This is a genomic window from Arthrobacter sp. 10T416 (assembly GCF_056394165.1).
Genome location: NZ_JBFTHI010000004.1, coordinates 206,324 through 224,248 on the forward strand (window position 1 = coordinate 206,324; position 17,925 = coordinate 224,248).

11 protein-coding genes and 3 pseudogenes are annotated in these 17,925 nt (G+C 62.2%); 4 read left to right on the plus strand and 10 right to left on the minus strand.

Annotated features, from left to right (window positions below):
* Position 1: 1 nt before the first annotated feature.
* From AC1DBE_RS07260 to AC1DBE_RS07275, 4 genes are all read right to left on the minus strand, one after another.
* A complete protein-coding gene (locus tag AC1DBE_RS07260) occupies positions 2-1,810 on the minus strand; it encodes a UvrD-helicase domain-containing protein (RefSeq protein ID WP_476970091.1) in 1,809 nt (602 codons plus the stop codon).
* Entirely contained in the window at positions 1,810-6,459 is a 4,650-nt protein-coding gene (locus AC1DBE_RS07265; RefSeq protein WP_476970092.1) for a DEAD/DEAH box helicase, read from the minus strand. The genes AC1DBE_RS07260 and AC1DBE_RS07265 overlap by 1 nt, the downstream gene beginning before the upstream one ends.
* Before the next feature lie 95 nt (positions 6,460-6,554).
* A complete protein-coding gene (locus AC1DBE_RS07270; protein ID WP_476970105.1) occupies positions 6,555-6,827 on the minus strand; it encodes a DNA cytosine methyltransferase in 273 nt (90 codons plus the stop codon).
* Positions 6,828-7,199: 372 nt separating this feature from the next.
* Positions 7,200-8,444, minus strand: coding sequence for a DNA cytosine methyltransferase (locus AC1DBE_RS07275; protein ID WP_476970093.1), 1,245 nt, complete (start codon positions 8,442-8,444; stop codon positions 7,200-7,202).
* A 415-nt stretch (positions 8,445-8,859) separates the two neighbouring features.
* On the opposite strand from AC1DBE_RS07275, the pseudogene AC1DBE_RS07280 reads away from it, so the two are divergent.
* A pseudogene (locus AC1DBE_RS07280) lies at positions 8,860-9,060 on the plus strand (hypothetical protein); the annotation flags it as partial.
* 198 nt (positions 9,061-9,258) lie between these two features.
* Here the strand turns inward: AC1DBE_RS07280 and AC1DBE_RS07285 are convergent.
* Entirely contained in the window at positions 9,259-10,899 is a 1,641-nt protein-coding gene (locus AC1DBE_RS07285; RefSeq protein WP_476970094.1) for a hypothetical protein, read from the minus strand.
* A gap of 248 nt (positions 10,900-11,147) precedes the next feature.
* Between AC1DBE_RS07285 and AC1DBE_RS07290 the strand changes: the two are divergent.
* Positions 11,148-11,935: pseudogene (locus AC1DBE_RS07290) on the plus strand (MFS transporter); the annotation flags it as partial.
* A 32-nt stretch (positions 11,936-11,967) separates the two neighbouring features.
* A pseudogene (locus AC1DBE_RS07295) lies at positions 11,968-12,822 on the plus strand (nucleoside hydrolase).
* Between the two features lie 174 nt (positions 12,823-12,996).
* On the opposite strand, the gene AC1DBE_RS07300 reads toward AC1DBE_RS07295, so the two are convergent.
* The 4 genes from AC1DBE_RS07300 to AC1DBE_RS07315 all read right to left on the minus strand — a co-directional run bounded on the left by AC1DBE_RS07300 (position 12,997) and on the right by AC1DBE_RS07315 (position 15,948).
* Positions 12,997-13,179 carry a hypothetical protein gene (locus tag AC1DBE_RS07300; protein ID WP_476970095.1) on the minus strand — a complete coding sequence of 61 codons (183 nt, stop codon included), beginning with the start codon at positions 13,177-13,179 and terminating at the stop codon, positions 12,997-12,999.
* 398 nt (positions 13,180-13,577) lie between these two features.
* A complete protein-coding gene (locus AC1DBE_RS07305) occupies positions 13,578-14,564 on the minus strand; it encodes an aldo/keto reductase (protein ID WP_476970096.1) in 987 nt (328 codons plus the stop codon).
* Positions 14,565-14,659: 95 nt separating this feature from the next.
* A complete protein-coding gene (locus AC1DBE_RS07310) occupies positions 14,660-15,082 on the minus strand; it encodes a (R)-mandelonitrile lyase (RefSeq protein ID WP_476970097.1) in 423 nt (140 codons plus the stop codon).
* On the minus strand, positions 15,079-15,948 hold the full coding sequence (locus AC1DBE_RS07315) for a helix-turn-helix transcriptional regulator (protein WP_476970098.1): 870 nt from the start codon (positions 15,946-15,948) through the stop codon (positions 15,079-15,081). Before AC1DBE_RS07315 ends, AC1DBE_RS07310 begins: the two co-directional genes overlap by 4 nt.
* A 130-nt stretch (positions 15,949-16,078) precedes the next feature.
* Here AC1DBE_RS07315 and AC1DBE_RS07320 point away from each other — a divergent pair, with 130 nt between their 5' ends.
* On the plus strand, positions 16,079-16,423 hold the full coding sequence (locus tag AC1DBE_RS07320) for a carboxymuconolactone decarboxylase family protein (protein ID WP_476970099.1): 345 nt from the start codon (positions 16,079-16,081) through the stop codon (positions 16,421-16,423).
* A 272-nt stretch (positions 16,424-16,695) separates the two neighbouring features.
* Here AC1DBE_RS07320 and AC1DBE_RS07325 read toward each other — a convergent pair.
* The coding region (locus AC1DBE_RS07325; RefSeq protein ID WP_476970100.1) for an SLC13 family permease at positions 16,696-17,925 on the minus strand (1,230 nt) is incomplete at its 5' end.

Here is a 17,925-nt window from a genome sequence, read left to right on the forward strand (position 1 = left end):
CCTAGTCGCGGATCTGGCGGATAAGACCGGTGAGGCGGGGCACGAGCCACATGCCCGAGGATCCTAAACCCGACAGTCTGGTGTCTTCCGGGTGCCCGGTCGCGCATTCAATTGAGGTCACCCGCGCGCCTGTGAAGCCCGCGGGCCATCTCCAGTTCCGGCTGTACTTGAAACCGAAGCATTTCTTAAGGTCATATCCGAACGACTGACTCGTTCGACCTAGCACCCTTCCATCGCCGGTGGTGAGTACGTACCGTGGGACCTCTCCGGGGCCAGGCTCTTCTCCCTCGCGGGTTCCTGACACTATCTCACCCAGAAGTTCAGCGAGGACGAGGTTGTTCTGCACCGTTTGGGCGTCTCCGGTTGCGGGGTAGTAAGGGGATAAGTCGTCAATATCCGAATTAACGAATTCCATACGGTCCGTGTACAGCCCTTTTTTCCCGTACGCCTTCTCCAGCCAGCGCCCGTTTACGGACTCCATACGTTTTAGGAGATTCTTTGGGAGCTTGGTGGAAATGATCTCTTCGCGAGCACGGCTGAGAGCCACGTATTTCTGCTTCAACGTGTCCGCGTTTATCTTTGCCGCTGGCGCACCGGAAGGCGGTTGGAGGTACAGGACGTTCGCGAATTCGAGCCCCTTTGCCCGGTGGACGGTCGAGATGACTAGTGGCGATGCATCGTCCACGGTCAGTGTCAGGGGAACGGACCGGCCACGGAGCCGCTGGCTGAGCTGCGGCACGTTCAGTGAGTCATAGGTCGTGAAATTTCCCTCCGCGGTCTTCAGAGCAAGCCAGCGATCGCCCGCATCATCGCCGAAGAGTTCTTCCAGCCTGGCTTTGATCTCGCTTGAGTCGTAGGTCCGGTCTTCCAGATCTTTGAAGACGTGATGAACCCAGGGGGCTACGCTCATCTCCTGTGCTCTGCGCCGGATCACGTGCGGGTAATCGTTTTCCCAAAGGAGCTCGCTCGCGATGAGGACCTCATAGTTCGTCGAACATAGGAGGGCGGTAGTGTCGCCTCCGCTCGGACTAAGCGCACCCGATTCATTCAATACGGACGTGCTGGAAACTTCCCTACGGAAGTCGTCGAGCAGGCTGTGCGCGGCCTCGCACGCTGGGTCGTCGAGTGCGCCCAAGGCGCGGATTTCGTCGCCAACGCCGATGAGCTCCCTCGTCCGATCGGTCACCGCCCTATAGTGATTTTCCAGCGTCTCTTCATCAGCGTCGAACTCCTTGACGAGTATCTCGATGAGCTCCGCCGAGGTGAGTTTGGACTCGGATTCTTCCAGCTGGAAGTCGTAAATCCCCTGCAATGGGTCGCCGAGCACCGTAAATCCAAAGTCGTCGCCAAGAGCGGAGAATAACGCCAAGACGAGCTCCGCGCGGTCGCCCACGAGGTCCTGAGCTTCATCGACCAGGATGTGCTTCAGGTACGTGACTCGCTCAGGCGTCTCGTCTCCGGAGATGTATTTTGTGGCCTTTCGAACCCGGGCGTCAAAACTGTCGCCCAGATTCTCCTCGTCCACGTCGACCAAGATCTGCGCCGCAAAGGAGTCGAAAGTGCGGATTTGAAGCCCATCGAGGTCGTGAATTCGCGCCCGCTTTTTGACAGCCTCAACTGCAGCCCGCGAAAAGCTGAGCACGAGTATTTCCTCGGCGGGGTTGAGCCCATCTTCTACCAGCGTCTTTACCCGAGCCAGAAGGACCTCAGTCTTGCCTTGGCCAGCCGCGGCCGTGACGAACATCCGCGCCTCTGGTTCTGCTTCCGCTACCGCTCGCTGACTTTCGTCAAGTTCAATCTCAGCGAGCACTAGGCGTTGTCCTTCCACAGGTAGTCGAGCTGGGTAAACGCCAGCTTGTCGCCGTATTGGTCCAAATTGTCCTTGACGTTGACGATCAGCACTTCTTCACTTCCGCCATTGAGCGGCCCGCGCAGACCGCGACCGATCATCTGGATGTACTTGTTGGGCGAGAATGTTGGTCGGCATACGTAGACGGCGTCAACCTTGGGCGCGTCGAAGCCTTGGGTAAGAACATCGAAGTTAGTCAGCACGCGGATCTTCCCTTTTCGGAAGTCCTCGATGATCGAACGCCGGTGGCCCAGATCGGTCTTGCCGGAAATGGCGGCTGCCGGAATGCCTTCAACGGACAGGACAGCTGCGAGGGCCTCGGCATGCTCTACCGAAGCGGCGAAGACCAGAGTCGGCCCCTTCGTTTCGGAAGCCTTGATGTGGTTCAGAATGGCTTCGTTTCGCTGGGTGCTGTCCGCTACCTGCTGCAAGTCGATCCGGGCCTCAAGCATGGCACTTTGGGAATCCTCGTCCGTGGCCGAGCGCATGTCTTTTAGCTTGAGCTCTATACCCTTCAGCTCGCGATGATTTACTTTGGCGAGAACGCCCATGCCCTGAAGATATTCGTGTGCGTTTTCCGCACTGAATTCGTCTGGTTCAATGAGGTTCTTGTCGAAGCGTCCAACGAGTCGCTCCGTTTCCGTCTCATTCGAGCCCCGGTAGGGGGTGGCCGAGAGTCCAAGAAGCGACCTCGACTTCTCGTGGAACGAACGACCGAACCACGAGAGGACCGAGGTATACGATGGCGCAGTCGCACCGTGGGCCTCGTCGATGATGACGAGGTCCGGGTTCGACATCCAGTCGTAAATCTGACGCTTCTTTTGTTGAATGCTGAAAAGAGTCTGAATAGTCGCCACCACGAGGTGAAGCTTAGTTTCTTCACGGACAGCACTGTTTCCACCCCAGAGTCTGCTCACCGCCATTCGTTCACCCGGGGGCCCAGCGGCCTGCCACACATAGGTCCACGTTTCGATGGCCTGCTCGCAAAGTTCATCAGATTGAGCAACCCAAATGACCAATCGATGTTGCTCTTTGGGGGAAGCTGCGATATCCCGAATAACCGATTCAACGGCTACGCGTGTCTTGCCGGCCCCCGTGGGCAGCTGAACCAAGCCGCGGCTGTGCTTCGTGCGCCCGGCGAGGAGGTCGCAGATCTTCCTGCTGGTGGTTTCCTGGTACCGGTGAAGTGGATTCAAGCCGACCGGTCCTACAAATTCTTCGCGCTCGGGCTTCTTCTTGATGGACGCACCAGCCATGGCCGGCGAGAAGCCCAGCTCTCTAACAAATTCCTGTGCGGTGCGGCCGCCGCTGAACTGATCCGGTGTTTCGATCCCCGCTTCCGACAGTGCAGGCTTGAGCACTTTGAGAAGGCTGCTGCCGTGCAAATTGCTGACGATTTCGAACAGCCGTTCGTCGGTCAGTTCAAGGTCTCGTGCTTCCAGCATCTTCGTGACTGCGTCGGGAATGAGCTTCCGAAGGGTGTCGCGGCCGACCAGCTCGGCGATCTTGCCTGCATCCGTCTTTTGCTTGCCTGCGTTAATGATGAGAGTGTTCGCTGCGTCATCTTTTTTGAGCTGGCGCATCGTCTGCATGACCTGTGAGGCGGCCTTCTTGCTTCCAAAGGCGCCGAGAATGGTTGTCAGCAACGCCTGATCGCCCTGGGGCGCTCGGTAATAGAGCACTCCGTCCTGAAGGTACGACGCCTTTGGCGTGGCTTCGGAACGTGAATCGAAGCTATTCGTGCGGACTTCATCGACGGATGCGCAAGGAACGCAAAGAGTCTGCACCGAGACTTCGTTCGCTGCGCGTTTGAGAAAGGGAAACCGCGCCTTGATACTCGCGGGTTCCTCCCCCTCTAAGGGGGTCGCGCTGACCGATGTGTGGAACTCAACGGTGACCGGCTTGAGACCCCAACACGCTGAGAGCGCCTCATCGAGATCCGAGTGACCCGTGTAGACGACAGGAACCCCAGCTGTCTCGACGAGGTAATCGCGAGACGCGAGGCCCACTGCCAGAACTACGTCTGAAGTCAGGTACCGCGAGTTTCGTCCCCCGCTCAGAGGAGTCAGAAGCTCCTTCGGTGGACGCACGTCGAGGACGGCGAGAGCGCCATAGAGTTCGTGGACTTGCAGCATCGGTAAATGTTGTTCAGCGAGCGAATAGACGAAACTCCATTGGATCTTGCGTACGTCGGTTGGCAGACCTAACGCCTTCGCTTCCTCCTGACCGGGAAAGGGCAAATAGTCTGTGGGTATCCCCTCAACTTGCCCAACACACTGTTTAGTGTCAACCAGCCCCAACGGCGTATCAAAAGCTCCATGGTTCTTGACCCACCAAAGGTCCGGCCCGTCTATGCTCTCAGCGGCGCGGAAGCCACTGCTGAACTCAACTTTGGTCGGGTATTGCGGCCGGCCAAGAATAGTGCGGGTGGCCTTCGCACGGGTGGCTGCTGACGCGCCGACGAGGAGGTGCAGTCCATCTGTGGTCAATGCCTGGCTAAAGCGCATTCCCGCCTCGGAAAGCCGAACAGGCCCGCTTTTGGACTGATCCGACAAACGGCGTGCTTCACCGGCTTTCCACAAATCGTAGGACCCACCGGCGCGGACCATCTTGGCGTCCCCGAGCGTCGTTCGCGCGCCGAGGTTTCTCAATAGAGCGATGTCGTGGGCGTGAAACTGATCATCTACCAGAAGATGCTCGTCCCCAACGCTGGTTTGGGGGATCAAGCCGCCTGATAGCCAGACGTCGCCAAGTTGACGCCACTTATGATCGCGACAACGTACCAGAATCTTCCTAGGTTCTGTCCGCTCATTAACTATGGCCAGACTTTCTGGGACGGCGAGCGAGCGGGTGAGTTTCCAGAGGGATGACGCCAGTTCTGCATCCGCGTAGTCGCTGGCAACGTCGTTAGCGACGCGGCTGACAATTCCCCGGCCGTCTTGTGCCTGGAGGTCGAGGGCCCGAAGGTAGGCGTTCGCACTCCCATAATGCATCAGATCATAAGACACAATATTGGGTGATTCGTCGTCGGCCTTCATAGGCAAAAACACCCTCGAAACGACCGGCGGCTGGACGCTGCCATCGGACATCAGCACGATGCGGCTCCGCCTCATTGCGGGCCGGTAATCTGTGTACGACTTGTCGATCATTGCTGCGAGCTGCAGGACATTCTCATAATCCTGAAGCTCTCCACCGGCTACAACTTCTTCCAGCCACTCCTCGACGGAGGCGCGCTTAAGGTTGGCTTCCCTCAATATTCGCATCACCTGGGAGTCCCGTCGCAGGGCCGACGAGTGCAGCCAATGCCGGTCCGCAGGGACCCATGAGTCCCAGAGCGCGATGAGTCGGGTGGCTTCTTCCAATGCAGGCTGTACTTTGATTTCGCCGGGGAGCCTGAGCACGCCCGATCTGTCCGGTAGGCACGGTGCGAATGGCAGGATTTCAAAGATGGGTTTGTTAATTACGGAGTCGGCCCACGAGCTTGACTCCTTGTCACGCGACGGGAGAATGTCCAAAAACAAGGCCGGATCTTCGGGTGTTCCGAGGTCTGGCAGGGCGCTTGCCACCATTCGCGGAAGCGTTCGGGTAAGAATTTCCCGGTTGTACAGGGTTTCCAGCATGCTGTGGCGGTCTTCGTTCATCTTGAAGGCCGCGTTTACGATGCCGCGAAGCGAAGTCTCGTGCTGTGTGGGGAAGTAGTTCCAGAAGCGGCCCATCTTGCGCCGATGGTTGCCTGTCAACGGAACAGCCCAAGTCACGTCGACATTTTGTCGCGCAACGATGCTTCCCGCCTCGACCGCCGCTTGGTTGCTGACTTCGTGCTTGTTTTTGAATATCAGCCATTCGTTGCTGTTGTCGCCGTCAGAGAGGCTGACGCGATTGCCTTCCCGAGCTGCTGTCCACGTCCAGGAAGAACCCTGGGCCCTATCCTCAAATTCGAGGGACCCTATTTTGTCGGAGAAGAGGAGGAACTCCTCTGGAAACTTCTTCATTTCGTCCGAGAGCCAAGAGACGCTGCCACTCAAGGGAAGCTTGACGACTGTAGTGGCCCATACAAAGAGCTCAGAGAGGACAGGGTCGTTCGCGGCTTCGACGTCGGGGGCCACCGGGATGGCCAATCGCAGAATTGGATAGGCAGCCAGGTCGGGATACAGGCTTTCCAGCAACTCTCGGCTTTGGCCCTGGCTCCACGCAACCGAGCCGCTTCGGCTGAATATCCGGGGCTCTTCGGTCACCTGGATGACCGATTTGAAGCCGAGACCGAAACGGCCGATCTCGTCGTCACGCTTCTCGGAGGAGTGGGACAGCATGAGTGTCCTGAAGCCAGCCTCTGTGAAGGGCTGTCCTTCGTTTGCGCAATATAGTGCATCCGTTGTCAGAACCACTCGGATGCGGCCGCCCGGTTCCTTGATGGCGTCAGCTGCGTTCTGGACGAGCTCGTTAAGCTGCTTACGACCGTAGCCGCCTTGAGAGATAGCCGCCTCGATGTTGCTGTGTTCGCGAATGAGGTCCGGGCGGGCCCGGTACGCGTTGAGTGCGCTCTCAGTTTCTGCTGCAACGAACTGGCTCAGCGGCGAAGCCGTCCCCGCCCATGATTCCTGAACCAACATCGGTTCCGTCCCCCAAATCGAGATAAGTAACATCGGCCTTCGCCGGTGGTTTCCCGATCATTACTATCACCTGGGGGCGACTGTACCGGGGATCGTCAGGGTTGTCGCTTCAAGTGTCGTAGAAGTGTTTCGCCAAACTGTGAAGCTATAGCTCGCCATAGGGCAGTGGGTACGGCGTTCCCGATCTGTTTGGCTATCGCAGTTTTTGAGCCAGCCCACAGCCGGTCGTCAGGGAAGCCCTGTAGCGTCGCAGCCTCTAGGTGAGAGATGGCTCGATGTTCGGCGGGATGCAGGTAGCGACCCTTCTCCGGCTTGAAGAACTCAGTCCCTACGTCACCGAAGGCTTGTCCCAGTGCATCCGACCCGATTCAGCCAGCAGGGCGCTTTAGCCTGTCAAGAAGGTTAAATCTGTTTCTTCAGGGATGTAGCCGAAGCGCTCGAGTGATTCTGTGGCGTAGTCGCGCCCGAGGCATCGAGCAGAGCCTGCCGCGCAAAATTCCTCGACCGTCACTATGAGGCGGTGCCCCCACGGCGCTGCTTCGATATCCGGCCATCGAAGGATCCACGCTCTTGGGATCTGTTTTGGCCCGGCCCCTGATAGCCCTCCCCACCGGTTACTGCCATCACTTTTCGCTCCGACCGCCTGCTGGGCTTTGATCCACAACGGGGTCAGCAGCAATTATCCTCAGTGCCGGAAATCCATTATTCGCGACGTCTGACTGCAGTCCGTCGGGGGAAGATCACATTGAGAGGACGCCCAAAGCTGTGGCGGCAAGAGGCGCCGGGAGATGTTCGTTGCGAGCCTCATCAACTCCCGGCTCCTCCCTCGCATCGGAGCTCCGATCTAGGGCCGAATCAAAGTCCCTTTCCTCCCAGGGCGCCGGGAAGCCGTGGACAGCCTTGGGGGGCGCTGCCTTTCTGGTCTCGCTGTCGATTGCGGTCCATTGTGTTCTCGTCAAAGTGTCGAAGAAACCCGGTTCGAGTTCTTGGCCGAGGGCTGCTGCCAGGACGTGTGCGGCGAGACGCGGTGGAATGGCGTTGCCGATCTGCTGGGACACATCCTTGCCTGACCATGGGTAGTTTGCGGGGAACGTCTGGAGAAGTCCAGCTTCTGAAACGTTGAGTCGATCAAGTTCACCCGCGTTTGAGAACAAGCGATTTCGAGAGACTTTGCCGGTAACGGTGAAAGCTGGTTCCTTCGAAGTACGCCGACCACGGGCTTTCGGATCACCCCCGGTTCCATAATTGGAGACCAGCTCGAAAGGCTCGAGTCGGTCAAGGGTCTGGCCGATGCTCCGGCATGGTAGCAAGGCAGATTGCTCGGCGGACGCTTGGACCTGCGTTCTCCTGAACCGCTGGTGCGTCGGGACGGGGAGGGCAGGTGTGAGGAATTGGTTCGCGATAAGGATCGCGCGGCGGCGGGTTTGTGGGACTCCGTACTCCTCCGCGCGCAGTACCCCGGTCACAGTCTTGTAACCGAGTGCCTCCAGGACCGTCGCCATGGCCTCCCATACCGGCAGGACCGCTGGCACCTGCTCTAAGACGATCACCTCGTAGGGGTTCCCCGCCCGATGGGCCTCCAGCGCCCACCGCAGCGGCTCTAGCACCAGCCCGGTTCGTTCATCTTCTAAAGCGGCTAGCTCATCGGTGATGTCCTCCCCATCGGCCATGCGCGCAATGAAGGAGAGAACCTGGTTCAGGGCCCTGCGGCCGGCACCTGCCCCGGCCACGGTGTAAGTCTGACACGGCGGCCCCCCAGTGAGAATCGTTGCCTGGGGGAACTCGGCCGGACCGTGCTCCCGAACGTCACCTTGCACCGTCGCTAGGCCGGCGCTACGCCTGGTTGCACAGGCATTCTCGTCCCATTCGATACCGGCCACGGGCAGTTCCAGCCAGTGTGCAGCGACGTCCAATCCACCAGGACCGGCGAAGAGATCCACCATTTGAGCGTCAGAAGGAGGTGGGTCCGATTGCACGAAGGTCATGGGACACGATCTTATCGGTCGACAGGTCACATACGGACCAGCATCGCCGGTTTCCCAACCGATCATGAGCAGTCCTCACCGGCCCGGTGGTGCCCCTACCCGCGCTGATGGTCCACAACAACTCGCGATACTCTCTCTGCCTACATGCGGTAACGCCGCCGACATCTTTTGGCAGGTCGGTCCCGCTGTTATCAGCCCTAGCCGATGGTCATACGGGCGTGGCCAGCCTTTAGATGCTTCCCACCAAGCACCGAGAGTACGTGCTGCTCCCTAGGGGCAGGTTCTCACTGAAGGGTCAACCGCCGTGGCCCACCTTGTGCGGTCCCGGATAGACCTGATGCTGGCAGAGCTCGTCGGGCTCGCAGCTGCTCGACTTGGGATGGCCGGGGAACGCTGAATGCCATGGCGCCCACCGTACCGCCGGCTGCTCGATCACCTGCAGCCTCAGCAGCTCCTCGGACTGACGGCGACGCCGGAACGCGGCGACGGTGTCGACGTCGCCCAGCAGTTCTTTGACGGGCGGACGGCCAGCGAACTGCGCCTCTGGGACGCCCTGGACGCCGACCTGCTGGTGCCGTTCCACTACTTCGGCGTCTCGGACGACGTCGAACTCGCGCTGCCGAGCCTGCCATCCAGGTCGATGACGTCGGCGTCGGCCAGTTCATGGTGTTGGTACCCGGGGTGGTGAGGTGACGGACAAATTTTCAAGCCGCCGCATTGGGGAGCACAAATCGTGGAGCCCGCCTGAGCAGGATATTCTCCCCTGCACGATTACGGCCGCGGCCGACGGGGCTATCGCGTGTCTGCGCGCCGGTCACTGGGCGGCCCGCTGAGGTTTTGCGTCACACTGTGACCGATCTCCGTCCGGAGAGTTTCGTGGAGCGCTCATGGACACGCCATGAAGTGTGTTCGCAGCGTGGACTGGTACAAATGCACCTATAAGCATCATTTTGTTCGGGTCAGTCGTAAAGACTTCGTACATAGTTTCTGCTGGTACAAGTTGCGCAGACCGAATAAAGTATTGATTCTGTGTCGGCCTAAGCGTTTTCGGTAAGCGTATCCGCTTGCGTGCTAAACGAAACACTGTTTGATTCGTGGTAAACACCATGCGGTAACGGGTTCCCGTTGCTTTGTGCGTTCCGTCCGGCAACGTGTAACCAGCCGGGCCTTCTTTAATGTTGCAAATAATACTAAGGGAACGGATGAGTTCTAGAGTGTCGTAGGCCAGATCCCTGTTTGTCAGGCAAATCTCGCTGCACCCGGACGTGCCGATGGTACCGTCCGTGTCCATAAGACCGCTCAGGACAGCAGCCCGTTGATGAGCTGACGCCCTTAGATACTCGGGCGGGATGCGTTTTACTGCTTTGGTCTGACTTGCGTAGGGCGACGTCGACAAGCCTGCTTTGACTAAGTCGCTGTGAAGTTTTTTGAAGTAATAAGTTTTTGCCTTGTTATTCGGTCCCTTGCCTTCTGAGCGGTAGAGTTCGTAGCCGGCCTCTTGAACCCAAAGAGGAATTTCCGCGTCGGCAGATGTAATGCCGTTGCTCTTCCAAGCGCTGCCGTCGCCGAGCCAGACACCTAGAACGTAGGGATCGAGAGGCAGTTCGGAGATCGGCCCGTCAATTGCTGAGGAAACTCTAAACGAAAAGTTTGTGCGAGGATCGGACTCGAGGGGCTTGATGGGAGTTGATGCAATCTGGCGGGAGCTGACCGCGGTTTCGATCGCCATAGCTGCAACCCCGCTGTCTGATGTTCGTGCGCTGACCATTAGGCGTTCGGCGAGAAGGAGTAGGACGGCCCGCACGGGATACACTGGCAGGGGCTTGGTCCCTTGAGTTGGCATGGAGTTTGCGCAATGAAGTCTTATCAGTTTATGTGCTTTGATGCAGTCATCCTTGCGTGGATCCCGCTGCAGTAGCGTCTTTGCAAGCTCCCGTGCTGTCATCCATTGCCCTTCAATCGCAGCTGCTAACTCCGCTCCCACCGGCACGCCTCGAAAGCTACGGCGTTTCGCGGTGAAATACTTTGCAATGGGAGACATGTCGTGCCGAGAGATTTTCCGTGTCGTTTGCACGTCTGCCGTAGTTCTTAGCGCCTCGATAGGAAGACGCATTTGGTAAAGGGACAGCTCGTGGTAACCAGCCAATGAGGCAATTGATGACAAAGAGGCCACTTGGTCTTCGGCGGTCGTCTCCGCCAAGCGGAATAGCGACTCCGCCTTGGCCGTGAATTCTTCGACCCGCGCGGCTCGGATCCTAACTTTGGTCGAGTCCCAGGATTTTCTGGTTTGGGCTGTCATCACGGTCCAGGGTTGATTCCCGGCAGCTCGGAAGGCCTGCCCGTCTGAGAGCTCGAACTCGTAGGCGTGCGCGGGATCGCTTACCCGGATCTGGGTTATCCTCGTAGTCGTTCCGTCATGTGCGTATACGTCATCCCCCACCTCCAGTTCGCTCATTTGCACCCATCCTGACCTATGGGTTTGTACTGGCACGGGGACAAGCGTCCCTCCTGCGAATCCTCGACCGCCTACGCCGCCCCCTGAATCCGGACTAAAATGACTGCTCTGGGGGGCAGCAGCTGGAATTGGTAGCGGAAAAATTTCAGACGACGGCATAAGAGGAATTATGCGCTGAACCACTGACATTTTCCGGTCCGTACCTTGGAGAGCGCGGAAGGTTTAGCGCGAGGGAAGGGGGCTGACTCCGCCTGGTGCCCGCCGGACGGCCTGCTGGGGTAGGGGGGAGCCATGGACTGGTGGGGCGCCGGCCCCCTCTCGCTGTTCCTGGTGTTCTTGACGTACATCGTGTCCGACGGTTCGGCCGCCGGCTGGACGTCGCCCACTGCCCTGGCCCTACTGGCCGGCACCGCCGCATCCTTCGCCGCCTTCTGGATGGTTGAGAAGCACCGCAGCCACCCGCTCATCGCCGTGCACCACCTGCGCTCCCGCTTGATGTGGCCGGTCATCGCCCGCCACCGTCCTCACCCTGGCCGGCATTTTCGCGCTCATCAACTTCACCGTGGTGCTGCTGAGCCAGGATTCCGACGGTGGCTTCCGACTTTCCGCCTCCATTTGGGCATTGCTGTTCCTCACCCCCGCCGCACTGGTCGGCGTCTTTGCCGCACCTTTGGCTGGGTGGCTGGCGGACCGGCGTGGGTGGGTGCGTACGTTGCGGCTGGGGACGTCGTTGAGCCCGGTGGCGGTGTTTATTGCCGTTGCTTGCTTCGGCACTTTCTATAACGGCTTCTTCCTCACGGCCATCAACGGGCTCTCGGTGCTGCTCTCGCCCAAGGAGGCGCCGGTGGCGCTGCCCGGCATCAACGGTGCGTCTTTCGGCATCGGGGCGAGTCGCGCCGTCGTCCTCGTGGCGCCGTTCGCCGCGCAGGCCGCGGCCGCCGGGTACGCCACCGCCCTCTGGATCTCGGTGGGCAACACCGCCGCCGCGTTCATCGTCGGCCTCTTCGTCGCCGCCCCCAAGGGCGAGACGGTCTAGCCCCCTATCTGTTTTGAAGGAATCTATTGTGACTGCCCCCGCCCCCCGTTTACCTCGACTGCGACACGGGCATCGACGACGCCCTCGCCCGGGCCTATCTGCTCGCCTCACCTCTTGCTTGCGTGGTGGGCCTTAGGACCGTGAGCGGGAAAGTGAGTGCCGCCGTGGGTGCCCGGAATACCCTGGACCTGCTGGCTTTGACCGGCGCTGCTTCTGTGCCGGTGGCGGTTGGTGCCCATGATCCGCTGGCTGGGTCCAGTGGCGGCGGGTCGCCGTGGGTACGCGGGGAAAACGGTGTTGGTGACATTGTGTTGGCACCCTCCGCTGCTTCTGTTGCCGTGAAGTCGGCGGCGGTGATGCTGGTGCGGCTGGCGCGTACCTATCCTGGTACATTGCGGGTCGTGGCGATCGGGCCGCTGACCAATATCGCCGAGGCGCTGCGGCTGGAGCCTGCGTTGACGTCCTCGGTGGAGTAGGCGACCGTGATGGGCGGGGCCGCGCTGGCGCCCGGGGGCATCACACCCGTTGCCGAGGCGAACATCTGGCATGACTCCGAGGCCGCTGCCGTGGTGCTGGCCGCCGACTGGGACGTGACCCTGGTGCCGCTGGTGGTGACCATGGCGCGGGTTTTGGAGGAGTCGCACCGGCAGGCGCTGCTGGCTTCGCCCGCGCGGGTGCCGCGGGCGCTGGGGGAGATGCTGGACTACTACTTCCGGTTATCCGAGCGCATCGACGGCCCGGCCCTGCTCCGCGATGCACGATCCTCTGGCCGCGACGCTCGCCGTTGGCGCTGTTTAAACGAGCTTTGGCACCGGTGGTGCGCCGCCGTCGACACCTTTGACGGGCCCGGCCGTGGCAAGACCGCGTGCGACATGCGCGGGCTGTAAGCGGGATACCCGGCGGTGAAGGCCGCGCGGTGCCGGGTGGTGCTGAGTCTGGAGGAGGACCTCGCCCCGAACCCGGTGGCGACCTGCTGGGGCACTTCGAAAATGCTCCCCTGCCAGCGAAATGGGATGCGGTCATCGCGTAGCCTTTGCGGGCGCGTTTTCTGGCCTTGGCTTTTAGCGCTTTCGTGGAACGTTGGTGCGGACGTCGACTGCTTCGGATTCGTCCAGCAGCCACCGCTGGTCCTTCGGATGATCCGGGTATTTTTTCCGGAGATATTCACGAACGATAAGTCCCGGGCGCTGCTCATCGATGTAGCCCAACTCTCGAGCCAGCTCTGCGGGTGTGTAAGTGGCCATGGCTCAGTGTATGCGTGACAGGTAAGGACGAACGGGACGGATCTGCCCCACTACCCGTGTCCGGACTGGAACTGCTGCATCACCGAGAGGCGGCCCACGCTGGCCGAGACCAGGCACTTGGTTAGGTAAAACGGCCAGTTGCCCTGCCGCACGTACTGCGTCAGCACCAGCACCGGGTCCGACGGGCCATGTGGGCCCCAGCAGCTTCGCCCGGCTGGGGCCCACCTTGCTGAAGCTGATCTGGCACTTGCCCGGCCCGGCAAGCCGGCCCAGCTGTTTGTTGAGCGCGGCAAGTAAGGTGCTACCGCCGTCGTCCTCTATCTCAAGGGCGGCGGCGCGGGCGGGGCGGGGCTGTATTTAGGTCATGGGCTTTCTGGCTTGGGGCGGGTCTGCCGGGATCAGCGGTTGACGTATCCCAAGTGGAGGTCGTTGTAGCGGGCGCCCTGCACTCCGATGCGCTGGGCGAGCGCGTCGAGGTCGGCGACGTCGTCCGCCGACAGGGCCACCGACGTCGCGCCGGCGTTCTCCTCGATCCGGGCGGTGCTGCGCGTGCCCGGGATAGGCACGATCCACGGCTGCTGCGCGAGCAGCCACGCCAGCGCGATCTGCGCGGGCGTGGTGCCCCTGCTGCGGGCGAGGCCGAGGACGTGCTCGACGAGCGCGGCGTTGGCGGCCCGGTTCTCCTCGGTGAAGCGGGGGATCGTGGCGCGGACGTCGCCGGCGGCGAACGCGGTGGCCGTGCTGACGGTGCCGGTGAGGAAGCCCTTGCCGAGCGGGCTGAACGGCACGAACCCGATGCGCAGCTCGGCGAGCGTCGGAAGCACCTCCGCCTCGGGGTCGCGGGTCCAGAGCGAGTACTCGCTCTGGACCGCCGTCACCGGCTGCACCGCGTGGGCCCGGCGGATGGTCCCGGCCGAGGCCTCGGACAGCCCCAAGTGCCGGACCTTGCCTTCGGCGATCAGCTCCCCGACGGCGCCGGCGACTTCCTCGATGGGAACCTCGGGATCGACGCGGTGCTGGTAGAACAGGTCGATGACGTCGCTGCGCAGCCGCTTCAGCGAGGCGTCGGCGACGCGGCGGATCTGCTCGGGCCGGCTGTCCAGGCCGATGCTCTTGCCGCCCTCGATGCGCCAGCCGAACTTGGTGGCCACCTGCACCTGGTCCCGGATCGGCTCCAGGGCCTCACCTACCAGCTCCTCGTTCACGTAGGGCCCGTACACCTCGGCGGTGTCGAAGAAGGTCACCCCGCGGTCGACGGCGGAGCGGAGCACGGCGATCATGTCCGCGCGGCTGCCGGGGTTGGGCCCGTAGCTTTGCGACATGCCCATGCAGCCGAGTCCGACGGCGGATACGGTCAGGCCTTGTCCGAGGGTACGTGTGTGCATGGTTGGTCTCCGTTGCTGGGTGTGGTTGCGGGGTGGTGGTTGCGTTTGTGGGGATCCCGACGGCGGCGTCAGGACGCGTAGGTCAGGACGCGCGTTCAGGACACCGTGCCGATGTATTCGGTGCCGTTGTATTCGTCGTCGGTGATGTGCTCGAGCCAGGTGGTGGTCGTGGCGGGGTCGTCGCCGTTTTCCAGCATGGCGATGTGCTCCATGAAGCAGCCGGGCGCGGCGGCGTGCCAGTGCTCTTCGCCGGGCGGGGTGTACAGGGTCTGGCCGGGGTGGACCTCAATGATCTTGCCGTCGCGGCCGCCGAACCGGGCGACCCCCTGGGTGACGCGCAGGTACTGCCCGCGGGCGTGGGAGTGCCAGGCAGTGCGGGCGCCGGGGGCGAACCGGACGGTCGCGACCACCATGCGCTGGTCGCTTTCGTGCGGCAGCGCGATGGGGTCCAGCCACACGTCCCCGACGAACTGCTCGGGCGGGTTCTTGCCGGTGGGCTTGGCGGGTTCGATGTTCATGCGTTCTCCTTGTTCTTGGTGGGCGTTTCGGTCGCCGCCCAGCTGGCGAGCAGCCGGAGCCCGTCTTCGGATGGGGTGCCGGGGTCGGCGCTGTAGGCGGTCAGGGTGAGCCCGGGCGCGTTCGGGAGCTCGAGGGCGTCGAACGCGCGGTGGAGGTCGCCGACGGCGGGGTGCCGGAAGTCCTTGTAGCCTCCGCTGTGGAGGCGCACGTCGCGCTGTGCCCAGCGGGTGCGGAAGTCCTCCGACCGGGTGGACAGTTCGCCGATCAGCTCGGTGAGGGACTTGTTGAAGGGGTCGCGGCCCGCCTCGGTGTGGAGTATCGCGACGGCGGTGCTGGCCGCCTTCTCCCAGTCCGGGTACAGGACGTGCGAGCGGTAGTCGAGGAAGGCGAACCGGGCGAGGTTAACCGCTGCTACGTCCTGGCCGTACGCCTCCGAATACAGGGCGCGCCCGAGGCCGTTGATCGCCAAAACGTCCAGCCGGCCGTTGCGGACCAAGGCGGGCACGCCGACCATGGAATCCAGCAGTCTCTGCAGGCTGGGGCTCACAGCGTCACTGGGTTTCCGCCGCGGTCGCGCCGACGGTGACGCCGCGCGGGCCAGGTTGTGCAGGTGCTCGCGTTCGGCGTCGTCCAGCTGGAGCGCCCTGCCGAGCGACTCGAGCACGCTCTCGGAGACGCCGGCGAGCGAACCGCGTTCCAGCTTGGTGTAGTACTCCACCGAGACACCGGCCAGCAGCGCGACTTCTTCTCGGCGCAGCCCGGGGACCCGTCGGGTGCCCCCGAACGTGGGCAGCCCCGCCTGGGCAGGGGTGAGCTTCGCCCGCCGGGTGGCGAGGAACTCACGGATCTCGTGGCGGTTGTCCATGCACGCCACGCTACTTTGCGCGTCCGGTCCCGAGGGAGTCTCTGTCAGTACCCGTATCCGCAGAGCCTCCCGCGGGGGTGGGGAACAGGCGTTGACTTGTGTCTATCGACCTCACCGAAAGGAAACAGTCATGACCGACGAGACAACCGGCTGGACCGGCGGCCAGCGAGCGTTTGGGGACTTCGCGCCAGGCCTGGTCCACTACACCGACCGCGTCCTCTTCGACGAGGTGTGGGAGCGCCCTGAGCTGTCCAAACGCGACCGCAGCCTCATCACCGTCGCGGCCCTCCTTGCCGGCGGCAACACCGAGCAGCTGAACTTCCACCTCGACTTTGCCAAGAAGAACGGCGCCACCGAACAGGAGCTCATCGAGGCCATCACGCACCTCGCGTTCTACGCCGGCTGGCCGAAGGCCATGTCCGCGATGGCGGTCGCGAAGAAGCTCTTCACCGCCGAGCCGGCGCAGGAGAACTGACTTCCGGCGTCGTGGGCTTGGTCCGCCGCCGGGCAGCGAGAGGCGTGCTCAACAATTGGCCTTTCCACAGGCGCCGCCGGCGGCTTCTCTGCGCCTCGAAGCACTAGGAATTTGGGGACACATGGGTTGCAGGACACGCCCGCGGCATCGCCGATAGCGTACCCCCGCCTGCCTACGGGTTGTCGGTCGGTGCCGGACCGAACTTTCGGCGCAAGCCAAAGGCAGGGCGGCTGTGAAAGCCGTCCTGCCTTTGGTGCGTAAGAGGGTGCCGCCTACATGATCCCGGTCGGCACCAGCAGGACCCAGGCCAGCGCGGGAGCCACGAGGACCACTCCTCCGGCGTACATCATCAGCTGCTTGTAGACGCGCTGGCGGTCGTTGTCGCGGGCGTTGGCGACCACCAGGGCGCCGTCGGTGGAGAAGGGCGAGACGTCCACGACGGTGGCCGCGATGGCGAGTGCCGCGACGGTTCCGGAGGCGCTCAGCGAGCTGGTGGCCAGCAGCGGTCCGGCCATGGGGATGAACGCGGTGAGCAACGCCGTCGAGGAGGCGAACGCGGAGCCGACGCCGATGACGTAGCAGAGGACGAGGGCGATCAGCAGCGGCGCCCCCAGGGCCAGGGCCATCTCGGCGAGGGTGTCGATGACGCCGACGTGCTGGAGCAGGGAGACGTAGGTGATCATGCCCGCCACGAGCAGGACGGTGGACCAGGAAACGCCGCCGATGAAGGTCTTGTGTTCCTTGATGTTGACGAAGGCCAGGAGGAGCCCGGCCGAGAGGGCGACGAAGCCGATCGGCATGTGGAAGCCCAGGGTGCACACCAGGATCGCGGCGATCAGCGCCAGCGTGAAGATCTGCTGGCCCTTCGGACGTCCGGTGCGGGGCGTGTCGAGGCCGGCGTACTCATTGGCGTGCTTGTCCCGCAGTTTGCCCAGCAGGCCGAACAGCACGATGGTCAGGGCGGACAGGATGAGGTTGACGGCAAAGCTGGCCGCGAAGAGCCCGCCCTGCGAGATGGGGAAGCCGTTCTTCACGGAGATGTCGTGCACCAGCACACCGGCGACGGACAGCGGCGAGAAGCCGCCGGCGTGGGCTCCGTTGATGACGAAGGCGCCCATGAGGACGGGGTGGATGCGGGACTCGTAGGCCAGTCCGAGGGCTGCCGGGGCCAGCAGCGCCACGGCTGCCGGGGAGAAGGTGCCCAGCGACGTCAGCGCGGCAGCCAGGAGGAAGAAGACCCAGGGGAGGAGCATGGTCTTGCCCCTGACCAGGCGCACGCAGGTCTGGACGATGATGTCGATGGTCCCGTTCCGCTGGGCCATGCTGAAGAAGTAGGTGACGCCGATGATCGTCAGGACGATGCTGGCCGGGAACTCCTCCAGGATTTCCTTGTCGCTCATGCCGAGCATGAAGTAGCCGACGCCGAAGGACGCCACCAGCCCCATGACGCCGATGTTCAGCGGCCATTTGGTGGCGACGACGAACATCACCACGAGGATGAC

Excerpts from the sequence above, each read along its gene's own strand:
- AC1DBE_RS07265 (WP_476970092.1), bottom strand. The coding sequence starts at position 6,459 with ATGTTGGTTCAGGAATCATGGGCGGGGACGGCTTCGCCGCTGAGCCAG.
- AC1DBE_RS07275 (WP_476970093.1), bottom strand. The coding sequence starts at position 8,444 with ATGACCTTCGTGCAATCGGACCCACCTCCTTCTGACGCTCAAATGGTG.
- AC1DBE_RS07285 (WP_476970094.1), bottom strand. The coding sequence starts at position 10,899 with ATGAGCGAACTGGAGGTGGGGGATGACGTATACGCACATGACGGAACG.
- AC1DBE_RS07300 (WP_476970095.1), bottom strand. The coding sequence starts at position 13,179 with ATGGCCACTTACACACCCGCAGAGCTGGCTCGAGAGTTGGGCTACATC.
- AC1DBE_RS07305 (WP_476970096.1), bottom strand. The coding sequence starts at position 14,564 with ATGCACACACGTACCCTCGGACAAGGCCTGACCGTATCCGCCGTCGGA.
- AC1DBE_RS07310 (WP_476970097.1), bottom strand. The coding sequence starts at position 15,082 with ATGAACATCGAACCCGCCAAGCCCACCGGCAAGAACCCGCCCGAGCAG.
- AC1DBE_RS07315 (WP_476970098.1), bottom strand. The coding sequence starts at position 15,948 with ATGGACAACCGCCACGAGATCCGTGAGTTCCTCGCCACCCGGCGGGCG.
- AC1DBE_RS07320 (WP_476970099.1), top strand. The coding sequence starts at position 16,079 with ATGACCGACGAGACAACCGGCTGGACCGGCGGCCAGCGAGCGTTTGGG.